Source organism: Pseudonocardia kunmingensis, from assembly GCF_006716445.1.
In the GTDB taxonomy this organism is placed as follows: Bacteria; Actinomycetota; Actinomycetes; order Mycobacteriales; family Pseudonocardiaceae; genus Pseudonocardia; species Pseudonocardia kunmingensis.
Genome location: NZ_VFPA01000001.1, coordinates 2,203,314 through 2,222,121, shown reverse-complemented (window position 1 = coordinate 2,222,121; position 18,808 = coordinate 2,203,314). Strand labels below are relative to the sequence as shown.

The window sequence follows — 18,808 nt, the reverse complement described above, 5'->3', positions numbered from 1 at the left end:
CACCGGATCCGGTCGGGCGGGCGATCCGGGCCCGCGGGTAAGACAGGATGGGTGGCGATGACGACCGAGAGCGCGACGCAACTGCCCCCCAAGTTCGCGATGTTGGGCTTGACCTTCGACGACGTGCTCCTGCTCCCGGCGGAGTCCGACGTCGTCCCGAGTTCGGTGGACACGAGCACCCAGGTCACCCGGCGCGTGCGGCTGCGGGTGCCGATCGTGTCCTCGCCGATGGACACCGTCACCGAGTCGCGGATGGCGATCGCGATGGCGCGAGCCGGCGGCCTCGGGGTCCTGCACCGCAACCTCTCCCCGGACGAGCAGGCCGCGCAGGTGGAGGTCGTGAAGCGGTCGGAGGCCGGGATGGTCACCGACCCCGTCACGTGCTCGCCGGACGACACGCTCGCCGACGTCGACGCGCTCTGCGCCAAGTTCCGCATCTCCGGCGTGCCGGTCACCGATGCGGGCGGGCACCTGGTCGGGATCATCACCAACCGCGACATGCGGTTCGAGATGGACCACTCCCGCCCCGTCCACGAGGTCATGACACCGACGCCGCTGATCACCGCGCGCGTCGGCGTGACCGCGGAGGCCGCGCTCGGCCTGCTGCGCAGGCACAAGCTGGAGAAGCTGCCGATCATCGACGGCGACGGCATACTGCGCGGCCTCATCACCATCAAGGACTTCAACAAGACCGAGAAGTACCCGCTGGCCACGAAGGACCCGGACGGCCGCCTCGTCGTGGCCGCCGCGGTCGGGGTCGGCGACGACGGCTACGCCCGCGCGATGACGCTGGTCGACGCCGGTGTCGACGTGGTGATCGTCGACACCGCGCACGGGCACTCCCGCCGGGTGCTCGAGACCGTCGCGAAGCTGAAGGCCGAGGTGGGCCACAGCGTCGACGTCGTGGGCGGCAACGTCGCCACGCGGGCGGGCGCCGCTGCGCTCGTCGAGGCGGGGGCCGACGCGGTGAAGGTCGGTGTCGGTCCGGGCTCGATCTGCACCACGCGGGTGGTGGCCGGTGTCGGCGCCCCGCAGATCACCGCGATCTACGAGGCCGCTCAGGCGTGCGCCCAGGCCGGCGTCCCGGTGATCGGGGACGGGGGCATCCAGTACTCCGGCGACGTCACGAAGGCGATCGTGGCGGGCGCGTCCACCGTGATGCTCGGGAGCCTGCTCGCGGGCACCGCGGAGTCGCCCGGCGAGCTGATCCTGGTCGGCGGCAAGCAGTTCAAGACCTACCGCGGGATGGGCTCGCTCGGGGCCATGCAGTCGCGCGGCGACTCGAAGTCCTACTCCAAGGACCGCTACGCGCAGGACGACGTCCTCAGCGAGGACAAGCTCGTGCCCGAGGGCATCGAGGGCCGCATCCCGTTCCGCGGGCCCCTGGCGCAGGTCGTGCACCAGCTCGCGGGCGGCCTGCGCTCCGGCATGGGCTACGCCGGGGCGCAGACGATCGAGGAGCTGCAGCAGGCTCAGCTCGTGCGGATCACCGCCGCGGGGCTCAAGGAGAGCCACCCGCACGACATCACCATGACGGTGGAGGCGCCCAACTACGCGGCCCGCTGAGCGGGGTTCTACTGTGGTCACCCGTGCGTGACCTCGTGGAGATCGGGATGGGCCGAGAGGCCCGTCGTAGCTACGACCTGTCGCAGGTCGAGATCGTTCCGTCCCGGCGGACGCGGAGCTCACAGGAGGTCTCGACCGCCTGGCAGCTCGACGCGTACCCGTTCGAGATCCCGCTCGTGACCCACCCCACCGACGCGATCGTGTCGCCGGCGAGTGCGGTGCGGATCGGGCAGCTCGGCGGCTTGCCGGTGCTCAACGCCGAAGGGCTCTGGGCGCGCCACGCCGACGCCGACGGCGCCCTCGAACGCGTGCTCGAGGCGGCCACCGACGACGACCCGTCCGCGGCCGTCCGGCTGCTGCAGGAGCTGCACGCGGCCCCCATCCAGGCCGACCTGCTCACCGAGGCGCTCAAGACCGTGCGCGAGGCCGGGGTGACCGTGGCCGCCCGCGTCAGCCCGCAGCGCGCCCGCGAGCTCACCCCCGATCTGCTCGCGGGCGGCGTCGAGATCCTCGTCGTGCAGGGCACCATCATCTCGGCCGAGCACGTGTCCGGCGGGGAGCCGCTGAACCTCAAGGAGTTCATCAACTCCCTCGACGTCCCGGTCGTCGCGGGCGGCTGCGGCGACTACCGCACCGCGATGCACCTCATGCGCACCGGCGCGGCCGGCGTCATCGTGGGCTACGGGGAGTCCTCGGCCACCACCACCGACGACGTGCTCGGCATCGGCGTGCCGATGGCCACCGCGATCGTCGACGCCGCCGCCGCCCGCCGCGACTACCTCGACGAGACCGGCGGCCGCTACGTCCACGTCATCGCCGACGGCGGCATGGCCGGCTCGGGGGACATGGCCAAGGCCATCGCCTGCGGCGCCGACGCCGTGATGCTCGGCGAGCAGCTGGCCGAGGCCACCGAGGCGCCGGGCCAGGGCCTGTACTGGACCTCGTCGGTGGCCCACCCCTCCCTGCCCCGCTCGGAGGTCACGGGCTTCGCCCCCGGCGAGCTCGACCTGGAGGGCGTCCTCTTCGGCCCGGCCAGCAGCCCCTACGGCACGGTGAACCTGTTCGGCGCCCTGCGGCGGGCGATGGCGAAGACGGGCTACTCGGACCTGAAGGAGTTCCAGCGCGTGGGCCTGACGGTCCGCGGCTGATCGGTCCGACCCGTGCGTGAGCGCGGTGGCCACCGCGCCGAGGTGCGGTTCGGATCGATCAGGTGCCGGGTCGATGTCGGGCCCTTGATCGTTGCGAGAGGCACCTGCGGGTGGTGGCCGCCGCCCTGGTGGACGGGTCGGATGGATCCGGCCGGGTTGATCGCGTCGAGACGTACGGCAGCGACGTTGCGGCCGCGGTGGTGTGCGGCTCGGACGGATCGATGTGGTGAACGCTGAGCGCACGCCGGCGTGCTGGCGGCAGCGCTGACGTGCGGCTCGCGTCGATCAGGGGCGCGGGTGGGCGTTCCTGGTGTACGGCTCGCGGCGATCAGGCCGCGCCGAGGGCCTCCAGGGGCAGGCCGGCGGCCGCCGCGGCCGCGACGAGGCGGGTGCGGACCCTGTCCGCGACCCAGTCCGGACGGCGGATGACGATGTACGCGCCGAACCGGATGACGACCCACCCGGCAGCCGTCAGGTACGCCTCGCGCTGCAGGTCGTGCAGCGCGCGGTCCGGGTCCAGGTGGTCGCTGCCGTTGTACTCGACGGCGATGCGCACGGCCGGGTAGGCGAGGTCGAGCAGGTACGGGCCGACCGGGTGCTGCAGCTCCGGCTCCGGCAGGCCGCCGAACTCGAGGGCGAGGCGGATCCGCGTCTCCATCGGGGAGCCGGAGCGGCGGTCGGACAGCGCGACGACCCGGGGCAGCCGTGCGCTGCCGCGACCGCCCAGGTGCCGTCGGGCCAGGAGCAGCACCTCGTCGGGGTCGAACCCGTGGGCGTGGCTCAGCGCGTCGACGGCGATGACCGCCTCGACGAGCGAGCCGCGCCGGCCCAGGTCGTACGCCGTGCGCCGCGGTGTCGTGACCAGGAGGTCGCCGACCTCCTCCACCTCGTCGGCCCAGAGTTCGTCCTGGCGGACCAGCAGCCCGGGACGGGACCGCATGCGGTGCGGGACGACGACCTCCGCCGGTGCTCCGAGCGGGCCGCATGAGGCGTCGAGCAGCTCGGCCGCCGAGTACCCGCCGAGCGCGCCGCGCCCCGCGATCAGGAGGTAGGCGGCCCGGGAGAGCAGCTCGAGGTCGACCTCGGCGTCGGCGGGGGCGTAGATGTCGGGGAACAGGCGACGGAAGCGGGGGCCGCGCAGCATCGCGGGGGTGAGCAGGCCTGCGGTGACGGCCTCGGAGCCGCGGAAGGGCTGGGTGAGGTTCATGCGCGGCATGGACGACCCCCGCGCCCGCGCGGTTCCGTTTCCGGCTGGAACGTTCGCACCTGCACACGTTCGGTCCGCAGATCGGTCCGATCCGCACCTCACAATGGCGCCGCGCCCGCATGATCAGTCCGATCCGCACACAGCCGCTGGCGCCAGCTGCTGGCGGCACCTGCAGTTGATCGGTCCGAGTGGTACGCGAGTGTTGCTGCCGGTGCGCTGGTGTGCTTCTCGTCCGCGGTGATCCGCGCGAGTAGCGCGTCAGCGTGGTGGCGCCAGCGATGGTGTGCGGGTCGGAACGATCACGGGGATGATCGGTGCGAGGCGCACCTCCGCGTGGTTCGTCGGCGGTCGTGTGCGGCTCGGAGCGATCTCAAGGCCGTGATCGGTGCGAGGGGTACGTCGTGGTCGTCGGCGCAGCGGTGGTGTGCTTCTCGCCGCGATCGCGGGCGGGCGGCCCGGCGCGGCGGGAGCGGTGATTACCCTGGTGCGGTGCAACCTCCCACCGTCCTCGTCGTCGACTACGGGGCGCAGTACGCCCAGCTGATCGCCCGCCGGGTGCGGGAGGCGCAGGTGTACTCCGAGATCGTGCCGGGTGACACGCCCGTGTCGGAGATCGTCGCGCGCAAGCCGGCGGCGCTGATCCTCTCCGGCGGGCCGTCGAGCGTGTACGAGGCGGGCGCGCCGAGCGTCGACCCCGAGCTGTTCCGGACGGGCATCCCGGTGCTGGGGCTGTGCTACGGGTTCCAGGCCATGGCGCGGGCGCTCGGGGGCGAGGTGGCCCCGGACGGCACCCGGGAGTACGGCCGCACCGAGCTGACGCTCTGCGCCGCGGAGAGCACGCTGCACGGCGGGCTGCCGGCGCGGCACCCGGTGTGGATGAGCCACGGCGACTCGGTCGTGCAGGCGCCGGAGGGCTTCACGGTCACGGCGTCCTCGGAGCGCGCGGCGGTGGCCGCATTCGAGGATCCGGTGCGCCGGCTCGCCGGGGTGCAGTACCACCCCGAGGTCGGGCACTCCCCGCACGGCCAGGAGGTGCTGCGCCGCTTCCTGCACGACATCGCAGGCGTCACGCCCGGCTGGACCACGGCGTCGATCATCGACGACACGATCGACGCGGTGCGGGCGCAGGTGGGCGAGGGCCGCGCCATCTGCGGCCTGTCCGGCGGCGTGGACTCCGCAGTGGCCGCCGCGCTGGTGCAGCGCGCGATCGGTGACCAGCTGACGTGCGTCTTCGTCGACCACGGCCTGCTGCGTTCGGGCGAGCGCGAGCAGGTCGAACGCGACTTCGTGGCGGCGACCGGTGCGAAGCTGCACACCGTCGACGCCCGTGAGCGCTTCCTCGGCGCGCTCGCCGGGATCACCGATCCCGAGGAGAAGCGCAAGGTCATCGGCCGCGAGTTCATCCGGGTGTTCGAGGCGGCCACCACCGAGGTCGCCGAGCAGGAGCATGTCGGCTTCCTCGTCCAGGGCACGCTCTACCCGGACGTCGTCGAGTCCGGCGGCGGCTCGGGAACGGCCACGATCAAGAGCCATCACAACGTGGGCGGGCTGCCGGAGGACATCGAGTTCGCGCTGGTGGAGCCGTTGCGGGCGTTGTTCAAGGACGAGGTGCGCCGGGTCGGTGCCGAGCTCGGGCTGCCCGAGACGATCGTGCACCGTCAGCCGTTCCCCGGCCCCGGGCTCGGGATCCGGATCATCGGTGAGGTCACCGCCGAGCGGCTGGCCACGCTGCGGGACGCCGACGCGATCGTCCGCGAGGAGCTCACCTACGCCGGGCTGGACCGCGACATCTGGCAGTGCCCCGTCGTGCTGCTGGCCGACGTCCGCAGCGTGGGCGTGCAGGGCGACGGCCGCACGTACGGGCACCCGGTGGTGCTGCGGCCGGTGTCCAGCGAGGACGCGATGACGGCCGACTGGACGCGGCTGCCCTACGACCTGCTCGAGCGGATCTCCACGCGCATCACGAACGAGGTGGCCGAGGTCAACCGCGTCGTCCTGGACGTCACGAGCAAGCCGCCCGGCACCATCGAATGGGAGTAGGGCGGCACCGGGGCCCCCGCCCCGGCGCCGCCCGTCGACCGCTCGCTCCCCAGCAGCGGCCCGTGACGCGCGGCCGGTGCTCCCCAGCACCGGCCGGCGTCGTCTAACGCCTGCGCCCCCGCAGGCTGCCGATCAGCAGGAGCAGCCCGACCGCGGCGGCCCCCGCCGCGAGCAGCCACCGCGCGTCGAGGCCGGCGAGCGTCGGCACCTGGCCGACGAACGCGCTGGTCGCCATGCCCAGCGCGAGGATCCCGACGATCAGCGTGAACACCTCGGGCCCGCGCTTGCGGACCTCCTGACCCGTGCCGTCAGCCACGGCGCACCTCCACGTCTCCTGCGCCCGCCTCGATGTCGAGGAGGAGCGGCCGTCCACTGCGGACCCCGTCGGTGCCGAGGTCGTCGACCACGTTCAGCTCCGCGCCCGGCCCGTCGTCGCGCTGCTCGCCGAACGAGATGTCCCCCACGCCGAGCGACCCGGTGAGCGTGACGTCGGCCGTGTTCGGCACCTGCACCAGCACGTCACCCGCGCCGAGGGAGATCCTCGTGCGCACCGCGTTGGTGTTGCCGTCCGGCCCGACGCCCAGGTCGAGGTTGCGCAGGTCGAGGTCGATCTCGCCGGCCGTGCGCTGGTAGGTGGTCTGCAGGGCGGCGACGGTGGTGGGCGCGGCGCGCAGCTCGCCCCACCCGTTGCCCTGCCACCGGTCGAGCGGCGCCGCGACGACGGACCAGGTGAGCACGCTCAGCAGCAGCGCGAACGGGATGAGCCCCCGCCCGGCCCGCAGGAACGACCCGACGACCAGCCCGGCTCCGAGCACCGCGAGCACGACGCCGAGCAGCACCGGCAGGTTCGCCACCGTGAGTGCGCCGGCCAGCAGCATGATCACCGAGGTGGCGGCGCCCGCGATGAGCGCGAGCCCCAGCGTCACCGATGTGACCGGCAGCGTGCGCGGCGGCGGTGGCGCCGGCGCGGGGGACGGCTCGGGGAGGTCCCACGCGAACGGCGCCGCTCCGAGCGGGTCCCACGCCGGTGGCCCTGCCGGGTCCTTGACCAGCGACGGGCCGCCGGCCGCCGCCGGCGTCGCCACCGTCGGTGCCTCGGACGCCGTCGCGCCGGTGCCGAGCTTGCCCCGGCTGCGGTGCAGCAGGTACAGCAGTCCGGCGACGACGAGCAGCGGGAGCAGCACGTCCGGGCCGTTCCCCCCGAACAGCGACCCGACCGTGATGGCCGCGGCGATCGCGAGGCCGACCACGAGGTACCCCCGCGTGCGGGACCGGGCCGGTGCCGACGGGTCGGCGGGGGCGTCCGGCAGCAGGATCCAGCCCGCGATGTAGAGCGCCGCGCCGATCCCGGAGAACGCCGCCACCACGAACCCGACCCGCACCAGCACCGGGTCGATGTCGTAGCGGCGCGCGATCCCTGCCGCCACACCCGCGATCTGGCGGTCGTCCCGCGGCCGCGCGGGCCGCGTCTCCCACATCTCCCGCAGGGTGTCCTGCACGTCCGTGCGAGTCATGTCCGCACCTCCTCTGCGGCACAGCCTGCCCGCCGTGGCGACCCCCGAGCATGGGGGATGGCCCCGAGAAGCCCCGGAGGTTTCCCCGATGTCCGTACTTCCCCCGCGTGTGACCATGGGTGTGTGATCCCAGCTCCTGCCCCCGTCCCGCAGCCCGTGGCGTCGCCGTCCGGCACGCCGCCGCTCGCGCGCAGGCGTGGCGGGCGGCTCGTGGCGGGCGTCGCCGGGGGCGTGGCCGACCACCTCGGGGTCGACGTCCTGTGGGTGCGGACGGCGTTCGTCGTCCTCGCCGCGGTCAACGGCGCCGGTGTCATCGCCTACGGACTGCTGTGGATCTTCGTGCGCCAGGAGTCCGCGGAGGTGCCCCGCGCGCTCGGACGCACCGAGCGCCAGCAGGCGCTCGGACTCGCCGCTCTGGGCATCGGCGCGGGCCTCGCCGCGGCGGCGCTGGGCAACACCGTCATCGGCTGGATCGTCGGCCCGCTCGGAGTGGCAGCGGTCGGTGCCGCGGTCGTGTGGCGGGAGGCCGACGAGTCGCAGCGCAGGCGCTGGACGGCCGGCGCGCGCTCGGGCGTCACCGGCGTCACGGGCACCGGCTGGCCGGCGCTGTGGCGGGTGCTCGCGGGTGCGCTCTTCGTCGCCACCGGGATCGGGGTGTTCCTGTTGGGCAACCTGGACCTCTCGCAGGTGCAGTTCGGGCTGTTGGCGGTGTTCGCCACCCTGCTCGGCGTCGGTGTGCTCACCATCCCGTGGTGGGTGCGCCTGATGCGCGAGCTGGGTGAGGAGCGCCGCGAGCGCATCGTCGAGACCGAGCGTGCCGAGATCGCCGCGCACCTGCACGACTCCGTGCTGCAGACGCTGGCGCTCATCCAGCGCCAGTCCGACCAGCCGCGCGAGGTGCTGCGGCTGGCCCGCGGCCAGGAACGCGAGCTGCGCCACTGGCTCTACGGGCCCGCCGGGTACGGCCGGTCCGGGCGCGCGTCGGGGGACCCGGCGCTCGACGAAGGGCTGGCCGGCGCCATCACGAGCGCCGCCGCGGAGGTGGAGGACACCTACGCGATCGACGTGCGCCCCGTCGTGGTGGGTGACCGCCCGCTCGACGACGGGCTGCGCGCGCTCGTGCTCGCGGCCCGCGAGTCCATGGTCAACGCGGCGAAGCACGCGCAGGTGGGCGAGGTCAGCGTCTACGTCGAGGTCGAGCCCGATGAGGTGCACGTGTTCGTGCGGGACCGCGGCGTCGGCTTCGACCCGGACGCGGTGCCCGGCGACCGGCACGGCCTCGCCGACTCGGTGCACGGCAGGATGGACCGGCACGGCGGGGCGGTGCGGCTGCGCAGCACCCCGGGAGAGGGCACCGAGGTGCACCTGAGCATGCCGGTGGACGGGCGGGCAGCAGCCCGCTCCGAGCAGGACGAGCCCGATGCGCGGGCGCAGGAGGAAGCACACCGATGAGCGAGCCGACGGACACGCCGATCCGCGTCTTCCTGGTCGACGACCACGGCCTCTTCCGGTCCGGGGTGCGGGCCGAGCTGGACCGGCACGTCCCGGACGTCACGGTCGTGGGCGAGGCCGGGTCCGTCGACGAGGCGGTGGCCGCGATCCGGCACGTGCGTCCCGACGTCGTGCTGCTCGACGTCCACATGCCCGACGGCGGCGGTGCGGAGGTGCTGCGGCAGCTGCGACCCGAGCTGCCCGACGTGGTGTTCCTGGCACTGTCGGTGTCCGACGCCGCGGAGGACGTGATCGCGGTGATCCGCGCGGGTGCCCGCGGGTACGTCACGAAGACGATCTCCGGTCGGGAGCTCGCCGACGCGGTGCGGCGGGTGCGGTCCGGCGACGCGGTGTTCTCACCGCGACTGGCCGGCTTCGTGCTGGACGTGTTCTCCGACCGGCCCGGCGCCGCCCCGCCCGGGGACCCGGAGCTGGACCTGCTCACCCGCCGCGAGCGCGACGTCCTGCGCCTGCTCGCGCGCGGCTACGCGTACAAGGAGATCGCAGGGGAGCTGTTCATCTCCGTCAAGACGGTGGAGACGCACGTGTCGAGCGTGCTGCGCAAGACGCAGCTGTCCAACCGCTACGAGCTCTCCAGGTGGGCCTCGGACCGGCGCCTCGTCTGAGCGGGATTCGCATGACGAACGGCACTTTCGTCGGCTAGGTACCGACGAGAGTGCCGTTCGTCAGGTGCGCGACTTGCACCCGCTGCGCTGAGGCCTCAGCCGAGCAGGCCGCTCACGGTGTCGCCGACCGCGTCGACGAGCCCGCCGTCGCCGTCGTCGTCGCCGCTGTCGTCCTTGCCGCTGTCCTCGTTGTCGTCGCTGCTGTCGCTGTCGTCCTTGCTGTCGTCGCTGCGATCGTCGCTGTCGCTGCTCGACTTCCGGTCGTCCTTCTCGGCGTCGTCCTTCTGGGGAGCGGACGAGTCTTCGTCGCCGGCGGAGAAGAGGCTGAAGGAACGCGAGTCCTCGTCGCCTTCGTCGTCGCCGTCGTCATTGCTCTTGCTGTTGCTGCGCTTGTCGTCGTCGTCGCCGTCGTCGTCGCTGGTGAGACCGAGGGCGCCGGTGAGGCCGTTGACCGTGTTGCCGACCGCGCCGAGGAGGCCGTCGCCACCGTCGTCGCCGTCGTCGTCGCTCTCCTCGGACCCGCTGCCCGCGCTGCGGCTCGTGTCGCCGGAGGAACTCTCGTCGCCGCCGTCGGAGTCGTCGCCGGTGCTCGCGCTCTTCGCGGTGTCGGCCCGGTCGTCGTCGGTGCCGGCGGAGCTGCTGCCGTCGGAGTTGCTGCCCGCGTTCTCGTCCGAGTCGTCGGACGTGGCGGTGGCGCTGTCACCACCGGAGCCGCCGCTCGCGGCGTCGTCCGGGCCGGCGGCCGTGTCCTGCGCCTCGGTGCCCGCGGCACCCGCGAGGGCGGCCGGGAACGCGACGGGGACCCAGTTGGTGGGGGCCGCGGTGCCGGCGTCGAGGGTGTCGGTGGCGGCGGCCTGGTCGATGACCACGCTGGGGGGAGTGGCGGCCGGGTCCTGCGCGTCGAGCAGCCCCTGGCCCGGGTACGGGCCCTCGTCCTCGGCGGTGCCGCCACCGGCGGGGGCCTCGTTGCCGGTGGGGACCACGTCGGTGAGGACCGCGGCGCCGACGACCGAGCCGACGGCCAGGAGCGCGCCCGCGGCGATCGCGCCACGGCGCACCAGGGCGTGCCGGCCCGCGGCGCGCCTGTCCTCGTCGGCGTCGGCGGCCTGCTGGTGCGGGCGCGGCTGGACCGGACGGTCCACGGCGTGGGGAGCACGGCCCTCGCGACGCAGCAGCGAACCGACCGAGACGCCGACGGTGGCGGGCTCGTCGGCCGAGTCCTCGAAGGTGGGCGGAACGGGCGCGTTGCGGCTCAACAGATCGGCGACGGTGAGTACCTCCGTCGCAGGTGCATCTGATCCACTTCGGGACAGCAGCTGGGCCACAGCGAGACGTCCTCCCTTGGAGTGAACGGACGCTCGAATGTCTACCGGATGCCGAAGACGGGTACCAAGTGTCATTCATCCGCTCGTCGCGCGTCACCCACATGGGTTACATCCACTCGACGACTGCTACCGACCGCTCGCCTGATCGGCCTGCCGTTCGTCGCAGACCGTTACCGTCCGTCGGGCAGATCAGGCCGCTCGCCCGAGCGCGCGCTGCGCCGAGCGGGCACCGCCGATGGCCCGGAAATCCGCGAACGGATCCGTGATCGTTCCGAGATCCGGCGATCCGTGGCCCCGCGAAACGGCGACCGGTGCGGCCCGCGGCTCAGTGGAGGCTCAGAGGAGAGGCTCAGGGGAGGCTGCGGAAACGCGAGCGCGTGGAGTCGAGCGCCTGCTTCGCGTAGAGACCCGCGCCGCCGGCGAGCAGCAGCCCCGCGATGTCGGGCACCGTGCCACCGGAGGTGAGCAGGAGACCCAGCAGGGCGACGCCGGCCGTGCCGCCCGCGACCTTCCAGCGGCTGTTGACGTAGTCGGTGGTGGTGCCACCGGACATCCCGCGCTTCTTCGCCGCGTTGTTCAGCAGCGCCAGGTAGCCGACGTGCCCGAGCGCGACGATCAGGCCGACCAGGGCGATCACTGCTGCGACGATCCCGAACACCGCACCCATGCACCAAGAGTGCCACGAACCGGGCCCGTCGCGCCGCACTCCGCACGAGGAGTTCCTCCAGGGGTGCCCCTGGGCGGTGTCAGCGCCCGCCGAGGCGGCCGCGGCCCAGCTTCAGCAGCAGGAGGGCCAGGTCGCGGCCTTCGCTGCCGAGCTCGCGGAAGCGGGCCAGCACGGCCATCTCCCGGCTGTAGACGATGCGGGGGCCGCCCGCGGCCATCCGCGCCCTGCCGATGGTCTGGGACACCTCCGTGCGGCGCTTGATCAGCCGCAGGATCTCGGCGTCGAGCCGGTCGATCTCGACGCGCAGCTCGGCGATGTCGGCGTCGGGGGCGGTCGCGGCGGCGTCGTCCGCGGCGGGTCGTGCGGCGGCCGGCTCCACGGCGGGCTGCTCGGTGGTCTCGTCGGTCACGGTCACGGTCTCCTCCTGGCGGTGCCGGGCCCGGGCCCGTGACGCGCGAACGCCCCGGGTCCGATGGACTCCGGGGCGTGGTCGGGGCTGGTCAGCCTGTCACGGGAACCGGTGTCCGGTACCCGTAGAAAAATCGTCGGCTGATCAGTGGCACGCCAGCAGTGTGCCACATCCGAGGGGTGTCGGGGAGCGGCGGTACCCTTTCGAACACGATGAGCGCGCTGTTCGAACTGCCCACGGAGAACCCCGTCCACCCCCGCACCGAGCGCGGTGCGGCCCTGCTGGAGGGGCTCAACCCACGCCAGCGTGAGGCGGTGGTCCACGCGGGCTCGCCGTTGCTGATCGTCGCCGGTGCGGGGTCGGGCAAGACGCGCGTGCTCACCCACCGGATCGCCTGGCTGCTGGCCGAGCGCGGTGTGCACCCCGGCGAGGTCATGTCGATCACCTTCACGAACAAGGCAGCGGCCGAGATGAAGGAGCGGGTCGACGCGCTGGTCGGACGCCGCGGCAACGCGATGTGGGTGTCCACGTTCCACTCGATGTGCGTGCGCATCCTGCGGCGCGAGGCCAAGCACCTGGGGGTGCGCAGCGCGTTCTCCGTCTACGACGCCGACGACACCCGCAGGCTCGTCGGCCTGGTCGCCCGCGACCTGGAGCTCGACCCGAAGAAGTTCGCCGCCCGCGGCGTCGCCGCGCAGATCTCGAACCTCAAGAACGAGTTGCGCTCGCCCGAGGACGCCGCCGAGCGCGCGAGCAACGAGTACGAGCGCAAGGTCGCCGAGGTGTACGGCGTCTACCAGGCGCGGCTGCACACGGCCAACGCGTTCGACTTCGACGACCTGATCATGGAGACGGTGTCGCTGCTGCAGCGGCTGCCCGCCGTCGCCGAGTACTACCGGCGCCGGTTCCGCCACGTGCTCGTCGACGAGTACCAGGACACCAACCACGCGCAGTACGTGCTGGTGCGCGAGCTCGTGGCCCCGGCGGCGGAGGGCGTGCAGCCGGCCGAGCTGTGCGTGGTGGGCGACTCGGACCAGTCGATCTACGCCTTCCGCGGCGCCAGCATCCGCAACATCATCGAGTTCGAGCAGGACTTCCCCGACGCGCGCACGATCATGCTGGAGCAGAACTACCGCTCCACGCAGCACATCCTGTCCGCGGCCAACGCCGTCATCGCGCGCAACCCGGACCGCCGCGACAAGCGCCTGTGGTCCGAGCAGGGCGACGGCGCGAAGGTGGTCGGCTACGTCGCCGACAACGAGCACGACGAGGCCGCGTTCGTCGCGCAGGAGATCGACCGGCTGGTGGATTCGGGCGAGATCCGCAACTCCGACGTCGCCGTCTTCTACCGCACCAACTCGCAGTCGCGGGTGTTCGAGGACGTGTTCCTGCGCGTCGGGCTGCCGTACAAGGTCGTCGGCGGCGTGCGCTTCTACGAGCGCAAGGAGGTGCGCGACGCGCTGGCCTACCTGCGGGTGCTGTCCAACCCGGAGGACACGGTCAGCCTGCGCCGCATCCTGAACGTCCCCAAGCGGGGCATCGGTGAGCGCGCGGAGGAGATGGTCGCCACCTACGCCGACCGCGAGCGCATCTCGTTCGCCGCGGCGCTGCGGATCGCCGCCGAGCGGCCCGAACGCATACCGGGCCTGGTCACGCGGTCGCACCGGTGCATCGCCGGGTTCGTCCGGCTGCTCGACGAGCTCGACGAGCTGGTGGAGCGCGGGGAGGAGACCGCGGAGATCCTCGAGGCCGTCTACGCCCGCACCGGGTACACGGCCGAGCTGGAGGCGAGCGACGACCCGCAGGACGGCTCGCGGCGGGAGAACCTCGCCGAGCTGGTCACGGTCGCCCGCGAGTTCGCGGGTGACGCCGCGGTGGCCGACCTGGACGACTCCGATGTCGAGGTGGGTGCCCCGGCCCCCGGCTCGTTGGCCGCGTTCCTGGAACGGGTGGCCCTGGTCGCCGACGCCGACTCCATCCCGGACAACGACGAAGGCATGGTCACGCTGATGACCCTGCACACCGCGAAGGGCCTGGAGTTCCCGATCGTGTTCCTCACCGGGTGGGAGGACGGCGTGTTCCCGCACATGCGGGCCATGGGCGACCCGGCGGAGCTGGCCGAGGAGCGTCGCCTGGCCTACGTCGGCATCACCCGGGCCCAGCAGCGGCTCTACCTGTCCCGGGCGATGATCCGCTCGTCGTTCGGGCAGCCCAACGCCAACCCGGCGTCGCGCTTCCTCGCCGAGGTGCCCGACGACCTGGTCGACTGGCGTCGGGCCGAGCCGGAGCGATCGGCGCCGGTGGGCCGCTTCGGGTTCGGGAAGCGTCCGGGGGCCACCGACCGCGGCTCCTGGAACGTGCCGAGGGCGGCGATGAAGGCCAGCATCTCGCTCGATGTCGGCGACCGCGTCAACCACGACAAGTACGGCCTGGGCACGGTCATCGAGTCCGACAAGTCCACCCAGCGGGTGCTGATCGACTTCGGAAGCGCGGGCACCGTCCGGCTGATGCTCATCGGCGGGGTGCCGCTGCAGAAGCTGTAGCGACCGGCGCGTCCGCGTGCTCGTCCCGGGTGGTGGGTGACGCGCGCCGCTACGGCTCCCGCGACTCCTGCACGAACAGGATCTTGTTGCCCGCCGGATCGACCGCTTCCGCGGTCTTGACGAACCCGTGGTCGCTGACCTCACCCACGGCGACCTCGACAGCGGCGCACGCGGAGCGCTGGGCGTCGAGGTCCTCGACGCCGACGACGACCGTGGTGCCGCCGGCGGACCCGGGATCGACGGCCACCTGGATCCACGCGTTCTCGGCCAGCTGCCACTCGGCGATTCCCTCCATGGGCTCGACGTCAGGGGCCCGCCCGACCCACTTCTGGTACCACGCCACGGCCTTCGCGTGGTCGGTGACGGGCAGCACGCCGACCACGTTCACGAGGTTCGATCCAGGCATCCGATGCTGACCCTTTCGGCTCGGTCTGCGGGGAGTGGGTGCCCGCGACGGTAGCGGCGGCCGGATGCCGGGTCTTGGAAAAAAGCCGCGGCGGCTCGGCCTCGATCCACCGGATAACCCGGTGTGCTGATCATGTCGTGCGGATCCCGATCCGCTACCCCGAACGCGGTCCGGGACGACGTGGCCGGCGCCAGGATCCGATGAGTTCGCGGCCCTCGGCTGGTCCAAGCTCGTGACCCCGAGGAAAGGACACCGCCATGTCGGAGCTTCTCGTCGACTTCATCACCTCGCTCGACGGCTACGCATCGGGAGAGGGCTGGCCCGGGTTCTGGGGCCTCGAGGGCCCGGAGTACCTGGCGTGGCTCGGCGAGCAGCCCGAGGTCACCCACTTGATGGGAGCGAACACCTACCGCCTGATGTCGGGCTTCGCCGCCGGCGAGGTCCCGGACGGCCAGGACGGGTTCAGGGCCGAAGAGGAGGCGTCCGTCGACGAGCTCACGCGAGCACCCAAGGTGGTGTTCTCCTCCTCGCTCGAGGAGCCACTGACGTGGGCCAACACCACCCTCGTCCGCGGGGACGCCGTCGCGGCGGTCCGCGCCATGAAGGAGAACGGCTCGGGGCTCCTCAGCACGATCGGCAGCCTCAGCCTGTGCCGGTCCCTGCTGCGAGCCGGACTCGTCGACCGCTTCCGGGTCGGGATGTTCCCGGTGATCACCGGGGCCACGGGCGCAGAACGCATCTACGACGGCTATCCGGACGTCGCCCTCGAGATGATCGATCACCGGACCTTCGACGGCCGCATCCAGCTGGTCGAGTACAAGCCCCGCGTGCTCGAGCACCCGCCGCTCGGCGCCCCGGCGTGACGTCGCCCCGCCCCCAGCTGTCGAACGCCGTGGTCAGTCGGCCGAGCTCAGCGTTTCCGGGTACGCCGTGGCAGCCCGGAACCGCCCGGGCGACATGCCCGCGAACTGCCTGAAATCCGCGTTCATGTGCGACTGGTCGTAGTAGCCGTGCGCGAGCGCCAGCCGGCCGAAGGAGCCGGTCCCGGACCGGAGGGCTGCCGCCGACCTGCGGAACCGGACGATGCGGGCGAAGAGCTTCGGCTTCACGCCGACCTGCTCCTCGAACAGGCTGGTGAAGCGCGTGGGGGAGGCGTCGATCCGACGGAGGACGTCCCCGATGGGCGCCTTCCCGCCGGTGCTCTCGATCATCGAAACCGCGTGGGCGATGCGCGGATCGGTGCCGGGGCGTCCGGCGAGCCGCTCGGTGATCCAGCCTCCCAGGAGCAGCACGCGCGCTTCGTCGGAGCTCGCCTCGTCCAGACGCTCGGCGAGGCGTCGCGACTCGCCGCCGATCAGGTCCTGCAGATTCGCGGTGGCCCCGGTCAGCTCGCGCAGCGGGACGCCGAAGAGGGAGAAGGCGCCCGCCGGTCGAAGGCGGACGCCGAGCACGCGAGACCTCGGGGCGGGTGTCTCGATCACGAGTGGGGCCACGGCGAGCCCGGCGAGGAGGGACGGCGGACACGTGGCCGCCGGCTGGCCCTCGACGACGCGGAACGGTGCGCCCAGCTGCACGATCAGGTCGAGCTCGCCGGTCGGGTAGTGGCGTTCCCGGCGCCGCCCGAGCGTGCCGTCGAACAGCCACACGGATTCGACCAGCCCGGCGAGCGCGCTCTGGCGCCACGTGATCTGCGTCCAGGAGCCCAGCTCGGACTCCTCGCGCCACGAGACGAGGCCCACGCCGGGAGGCTAGGCGAGGTGTCCGGCGGGGACCACTAGTAGTCGAGGCCCCGCTTGCGCATCCAGGTCAGCGGGTTGATCTTGGATCCGTCGGCGGTCCAGATCTCCAGGTGCAGGTGGGGGCCGGTGGAGTGGCCGCGGTTGCCGATCTCGGCGATCTCCTCGCCCGCCTCCACCTCGTCCCCGACGTCCACGAACATGCGGTTGACGTGGCCGTACACGCTCTGGGTCCCGTCGGTGTGGCGCAGCACCACCCACAGGCCGAACCCGGTGGCCGGCCCGGCCTCCTCCACGACGCCGTCGGTGAGCGCGTAGATCGGGGTGCCGATCGGCCCCGCGACGTCGATGCCCTGGTGCGTGGTTCCCCACCGGCTGCCGAACACCGAGGTGAGGTTGCCGTCGGCGGGGCGCACGTACGTGGTGTCGCCGTACAGGTTCGCCTGGGAGGCGCCGTGGGACAGGGCGGACTCGATGAGCGCGGCCTGCCGGGTGAGCTCGCGCCCGATGTCGACGGCCTTGGCGAGGCTCTGGACGTCCACCTGCTCCGAGGCGTCGAGCGCGTCGCGGACGTCGAGCGAGAGCGGGTCGGGCAGGAGCTGGTCGCCACCGATGGCGCCGCCGAACGCGGCGGCCGGGTCGGCCTGCGCCTCCTCGGCCCCCGAGTCGGTGCTCTGGGCCACCGGGACCAGGGCGCTGACCGTCTGGACCGGCTCCTCGGTGAACGTCGTGGCCACGGTCTGGCCGCCCGCCACCACGGCACCCGCGGCGACCGCGGCCATGGTGGCCAGCCCGCGCAGCGACGCCGCGGGGGGCGCCGGGAGACGATGCACGCCCGGGACGTCGGTGACGCGCAGGGGCGTCGTGCGTCCCGGATCGTCTGCCTGGGCGCCGCTGGGGGAGCGGTGGCGCGCCAAGACCTGCCCTTCTCGACTGACCGGATGTCCGTGGTCGGCCCGCGGCGGCATGGGCTGGGGATCCCGTGATGACGATCGGGGTCGTCATCGCCGCCGTGATCGAGCTGTGACACGGACCCGCGGACGGTAGCGAGGTGGGTCGGAGTCAGGCAACTCCTCGCGCCGTGTGTCGGTGCGGTCGACGCTGCGTCAGGATGCGGGCGTCGACGGGGCGTCCACCGGTTCGGACTGACCCGTCGGTAGCTGGTGTCCAGGTCGTAACGGGTGAGCGGTTCGCTCTGTTCGGCCCAGCGCGTCCGCCACCCAGTGCACGGCGCGCGGGTCGATCGGCAGGGCCAAGTGACCGACATCACGTATTTCCAGCTCGTCGACCTCGAGGTCGGGATGCCGCAGCCGGCCGTTGCGCTGGGGCAGCACCATCTGGTCCATCCGGCTCCAGACCACCAGGAACCGCGTGCTGCACCCGGGGGCCGGCCGCGCGAGCTCGGCCACCACGTCCGAGCCCGGCCGCAGCTGGCGGGCGAGCGGGGTCGGCAGCAGGTAGGCCGCGAGCGTGCCGGCGTGCGGGCTGCCGAGCGTCACGAGGGTGTCCACGGCGTCGCTGCCGCCCATGCGCTGGACGTAGTAGCGCGCGATCACGCCGCCGAGGGAGTGGCCGACGATGTGGATCCTCTCGGCACCGGTGCGGTCCCGGAGCTGCTCGACGTGCTCGTGCAGTTCCCGGGCGGCCGCGCGGACGTCACCGGTGAACAGGCTGTAGTTGACGGCGTGGGCGATCCCGAAGCCGCGACGGCGCAGCGAACGCCGGAACAGGGTGAACACCGAGCGGTTGTCCAGGATCCCGTGCAGCAGCAGGATCGGCGTGCCGGCGGCCTGCGGGTCGGTGACCACGAGGCCGCGTCGCGCCGGGGGCAGTGGGTCGGTGCGGTAGCCGGCGACGTCCCGGAGCTGCTCGCGCAGCAGGCCGGCCGGGTACACGGCGAGGTGCGCGGCGAGCCACGCCCACTCCACGGCGAGCCCGCGCAGACCGGCCGGCGCGCCGAACGTGCGCGCGGCGTAGGTGCCCACCCGGACGGCCCCGGTCACGCCGACCCGGACCGCCGCGGCCGTCCTGGCCAGGCGGTCCACCCCGGCGTGGGACGGTGCCATGTACTGACGGTAGGTGATCTCGGCCGGGCCCGCCCGCCCTGGCGCGTCCACCGGTGGTCGGGTG

Annotated in this window: 17 protein-coding genes; 7 read left to right on the top strand and 10 right to left on the bottom strand. The window is 72.9% G+C overall.

The window, feature by feature from the left end:
* Positions 1-57 precede the first annotated feature (57 nt).
* Together guaB and FB558_RS10540 are read left to right on the top strand one after the other, a co-directional pair.
* Positions 58-1,566 carry an IMP dehydrogenase gene (gene guaB / locus FB558_RS10545; RefSeq protein ID WP_142051032.1) on the top strand — a complete coding sequence of 503 codons (1,509 nt, stop codon included), beginning with the start codon at positions 58-60 and terminating at the stop codon, positions 1,564-1,566.
* Positions 1,567-1,589: 23 nt separating this feature from the next.
* Positions 1,590-2,714, top strand: a complete 1,125-nt coding sequence (locus FB558_RS10540) for a GuaB3 family IMP dehydrogenase-related protein (RefSeq protein WP_142051029.1) — start codon at positions 1,590-1,592, stop codon at positions 2,712-2,714.
* Positions 2,715-3,042: 328 nt separating this feature from the next.
* Here the strand turns inward: FB558_RS10540 and FB558_RS10535 are convergent, their stop codons facing one another.
* Positions 3,043-3,921 (bottom strand): DUF559 domain-containing protein, encoded by an 879-nt coding sequence (locus FB558_RS10535; RefSeq protein WP_170231269.1) that lies wholly within the window; start codon positions 3,919-3,921, stop codon positions 3,043-3,045.
* A 489-nt stretch (positions 3,922-4,410) separates the two neighbouring features.
* Here FB558_RS10535 and guaA point away from each other — a divergent pair, with 489 nt between their 5' ends.
* The gene (gene guaA / locus FB558_RS10530; RefSeq protein ID WP_142051023.1) at positions 4,411-5,961 is read left to right on the top strand and encodes a glutamine-hydrolyzing GMP synthase; all 1,551 of its coding nucleotides are present in this window, start codon (positions 4,411-4,413) and stop codon (positions 5,959-5,961) included.
* A 103-nt stretch (positions 5,962-6,064) separates the two neighbouring features.
* On the opposite strand, the gene FB558_RS10525 is transcribed toward guaA, so the two are convergent.
* Positions 6,065-6,277: a hypothetical protein gene (locus FB558_RS10525; protein ID WP_142051020.1), complete on the bottom strand. Its 213-nt coding sequence runs from the start codon at positions 6,275-6,277 to the stop codon at positions 6,065-6,067.
* On the bottom strand, positions 6,270-7,475 hold the full coding sequence (locus FB558_RS10520) for a PspC domain-containing protein (protein ID WP_170231268.1): 1,206 nt from the start codon (positions 7,473-7,475) through the stop codon (positions 6,270-6,272). The genes FB558_RS10525 and FB558_RS10520 overlap by 8 nt, the downstream gene beginning before the upstream one ends.
* Positions 7,476-7,532: 57 nt before the next feature.
* On the opposite strand from FB558_RS10520, the gene FB558_RS10515 reads away from it, so the two are divergent.
* Together FB558_RS10515 and FB558_RS10510 are read left to right on the top strand one after the other, a co-directional pair.
* Positions 7,533-8,927: an ATP-binding protein gene (locus FB558_RS10515; protein ID WP_142051012.1), complete on the top strand. Its 1,395-nt coding sequence runs from the start codon at positions 7,533-7,535 to the stop codon at positions 8,925-8,927.
* Entirely contained in the window at positions 8,924-9,592 is a 669-nt protein-coding gene (locus FB558_RS10510) for a response regulator (RefSeq protein ID WP_142051009.1), read from the top strand. Before FB558_RS10515 ends, FB558_RS10510 begins: the two co-directional genes overlap by 4 nt.
* 95 nt (positions 9,593-9,687) lie before the next feature.
* Here FB558_RS10510 and FB558_RS10505 read toward each other — a convergent pair whose 3' ends face one another.
* The 3 genes from FB558_RS10505 to FB558_RS10495 form a co-directional block, all read right to left on the bottom strand.
* Positions 9,688-10,848, bottom strand: a complete 1,161-nt coding sequence (locus tag FB558_RS10505; RefSeq protein ID WP_142051006.1) for a hypothetical protein — start codon at positions 10,846-10,848, stop codon at positions 9,688-9,690.
* Positions 10,849-11,266: 418 nt separating this feature from the next.
* Positions 11,267-11,584, bottom strand: coding sequence for a hypothetical protein (locus FB558_RS10500; RefSeq protein WP_142051003.1), 318 nt, complete (start codon positions 11,582-11,584; stop codon positions 11,267-11,269).
* A 79-nt stretch (positions 11,585-11,663) separates the two neighbouring features.
* Complete coding sequence (locus FB558_RS10495; RefSeq protein WP_425468019.1) at positions 11,664-11,993, bottom strand: chorismate mutase; 330 nt, start codon at positions 11,991-11,993, stop codon at positions 11,664-11,666.
* Positions 11,994-12,205: 212 nt separating this feature from the next.
* Here FB558_RS10495 and pcrA point away from each other — a divergent pair, with 212 nt between their 5' ends.
* Positions 12,206-14,536 carry a DNA helicase PcrA gene (gene pcrA, locus FB558_RS10490; RefSeq protein WP_142051000.1) on the top strand — a complete coding sequence of 777 codons (2,331 nt, stop codon included), beginning with the start codon at positions 12,206-12,208 and terminating at the stop codon, positions 14,534-14,536.
* 49 nt (positions 14,537-14,585) lie between these two features.
* Here pcrA and FB558_RS10485 read toward each other — a convergent pair whose 3' ends face one another.
* The gene (locus tag FB558_RS10485; RefSeq protein ID WP_142050997.1) at positions 14,586-14,942 is read right to left on the bottom strand and encodes a VOC family protein; all 357 of its coding nucleotides are present in this window, start codon (positions 14,940-14,942) and stop codon (positions 14,586-14,588) included.
* Between the two features lie 257 nt (positions 14,943-15,199).
* On the opposite strand from FB558_RS10485, the gene FB558_RS10480 reads away from it, so the two are divergent.
* Positions 15,200-15,805: a dihydrofolate reductase family protein gene (locus FB558_RS10480; RefSeq protein ID WP_142050995.1), complete on the top strand. Its 606-nt coding sequence runs from the start codon at positions 15,200-15,202 to the stop codon at positions 15,803-15,805.
* Positions 15,806-15,838: 33 nt separating this feature from the next.
* Here FB558_RS10480 and FB558_RS10475 read toward each other — a convergent pair whose 3' ends face one another.
* The 3 genes from FB558_RS10475 to FB558_RS10465 form a co-directional block, all read right to left on the bottom strand.
* On the bottom strand, positions 15,839-16,681 hold the full coding sequence (locus tag FB558_RS10475; protein WP_142050992.1) for a helix-turn-helix transcriptional regulator: 843 nt from the start codon (positions 16,679-16,681) through the stop codon (positions 15,839-15,841).
* Positions 16,682-16,716: 35 nt separating this feature from the next.
* Positions 16,717-17,511: a M23 family metallopeptidase gene (locus FB558_RS10470; RefSeq protein WP_246106358.1), complete on the bottom strand. Its 795-nt coding sequence runs from the start codon at positions 17,509-17,511 to the stop codon at positions 16,717-16,719.
* 273 nt (positions 17,512-17,784) lie between these two features.
* Positions 17,785-18,744 (bottom strand): esterase/lipase family protein, encoded by a 960-nt coding sequence (locus tag FB558_RS10465; RefSeq protein WP_142050989.1) that lies wholly within the window; start codon positions 18,742-18,744, stop codon positions 17,785-17,787.
* Positions 18,745-18,808 lie beyond the last annotated feature (64 nt).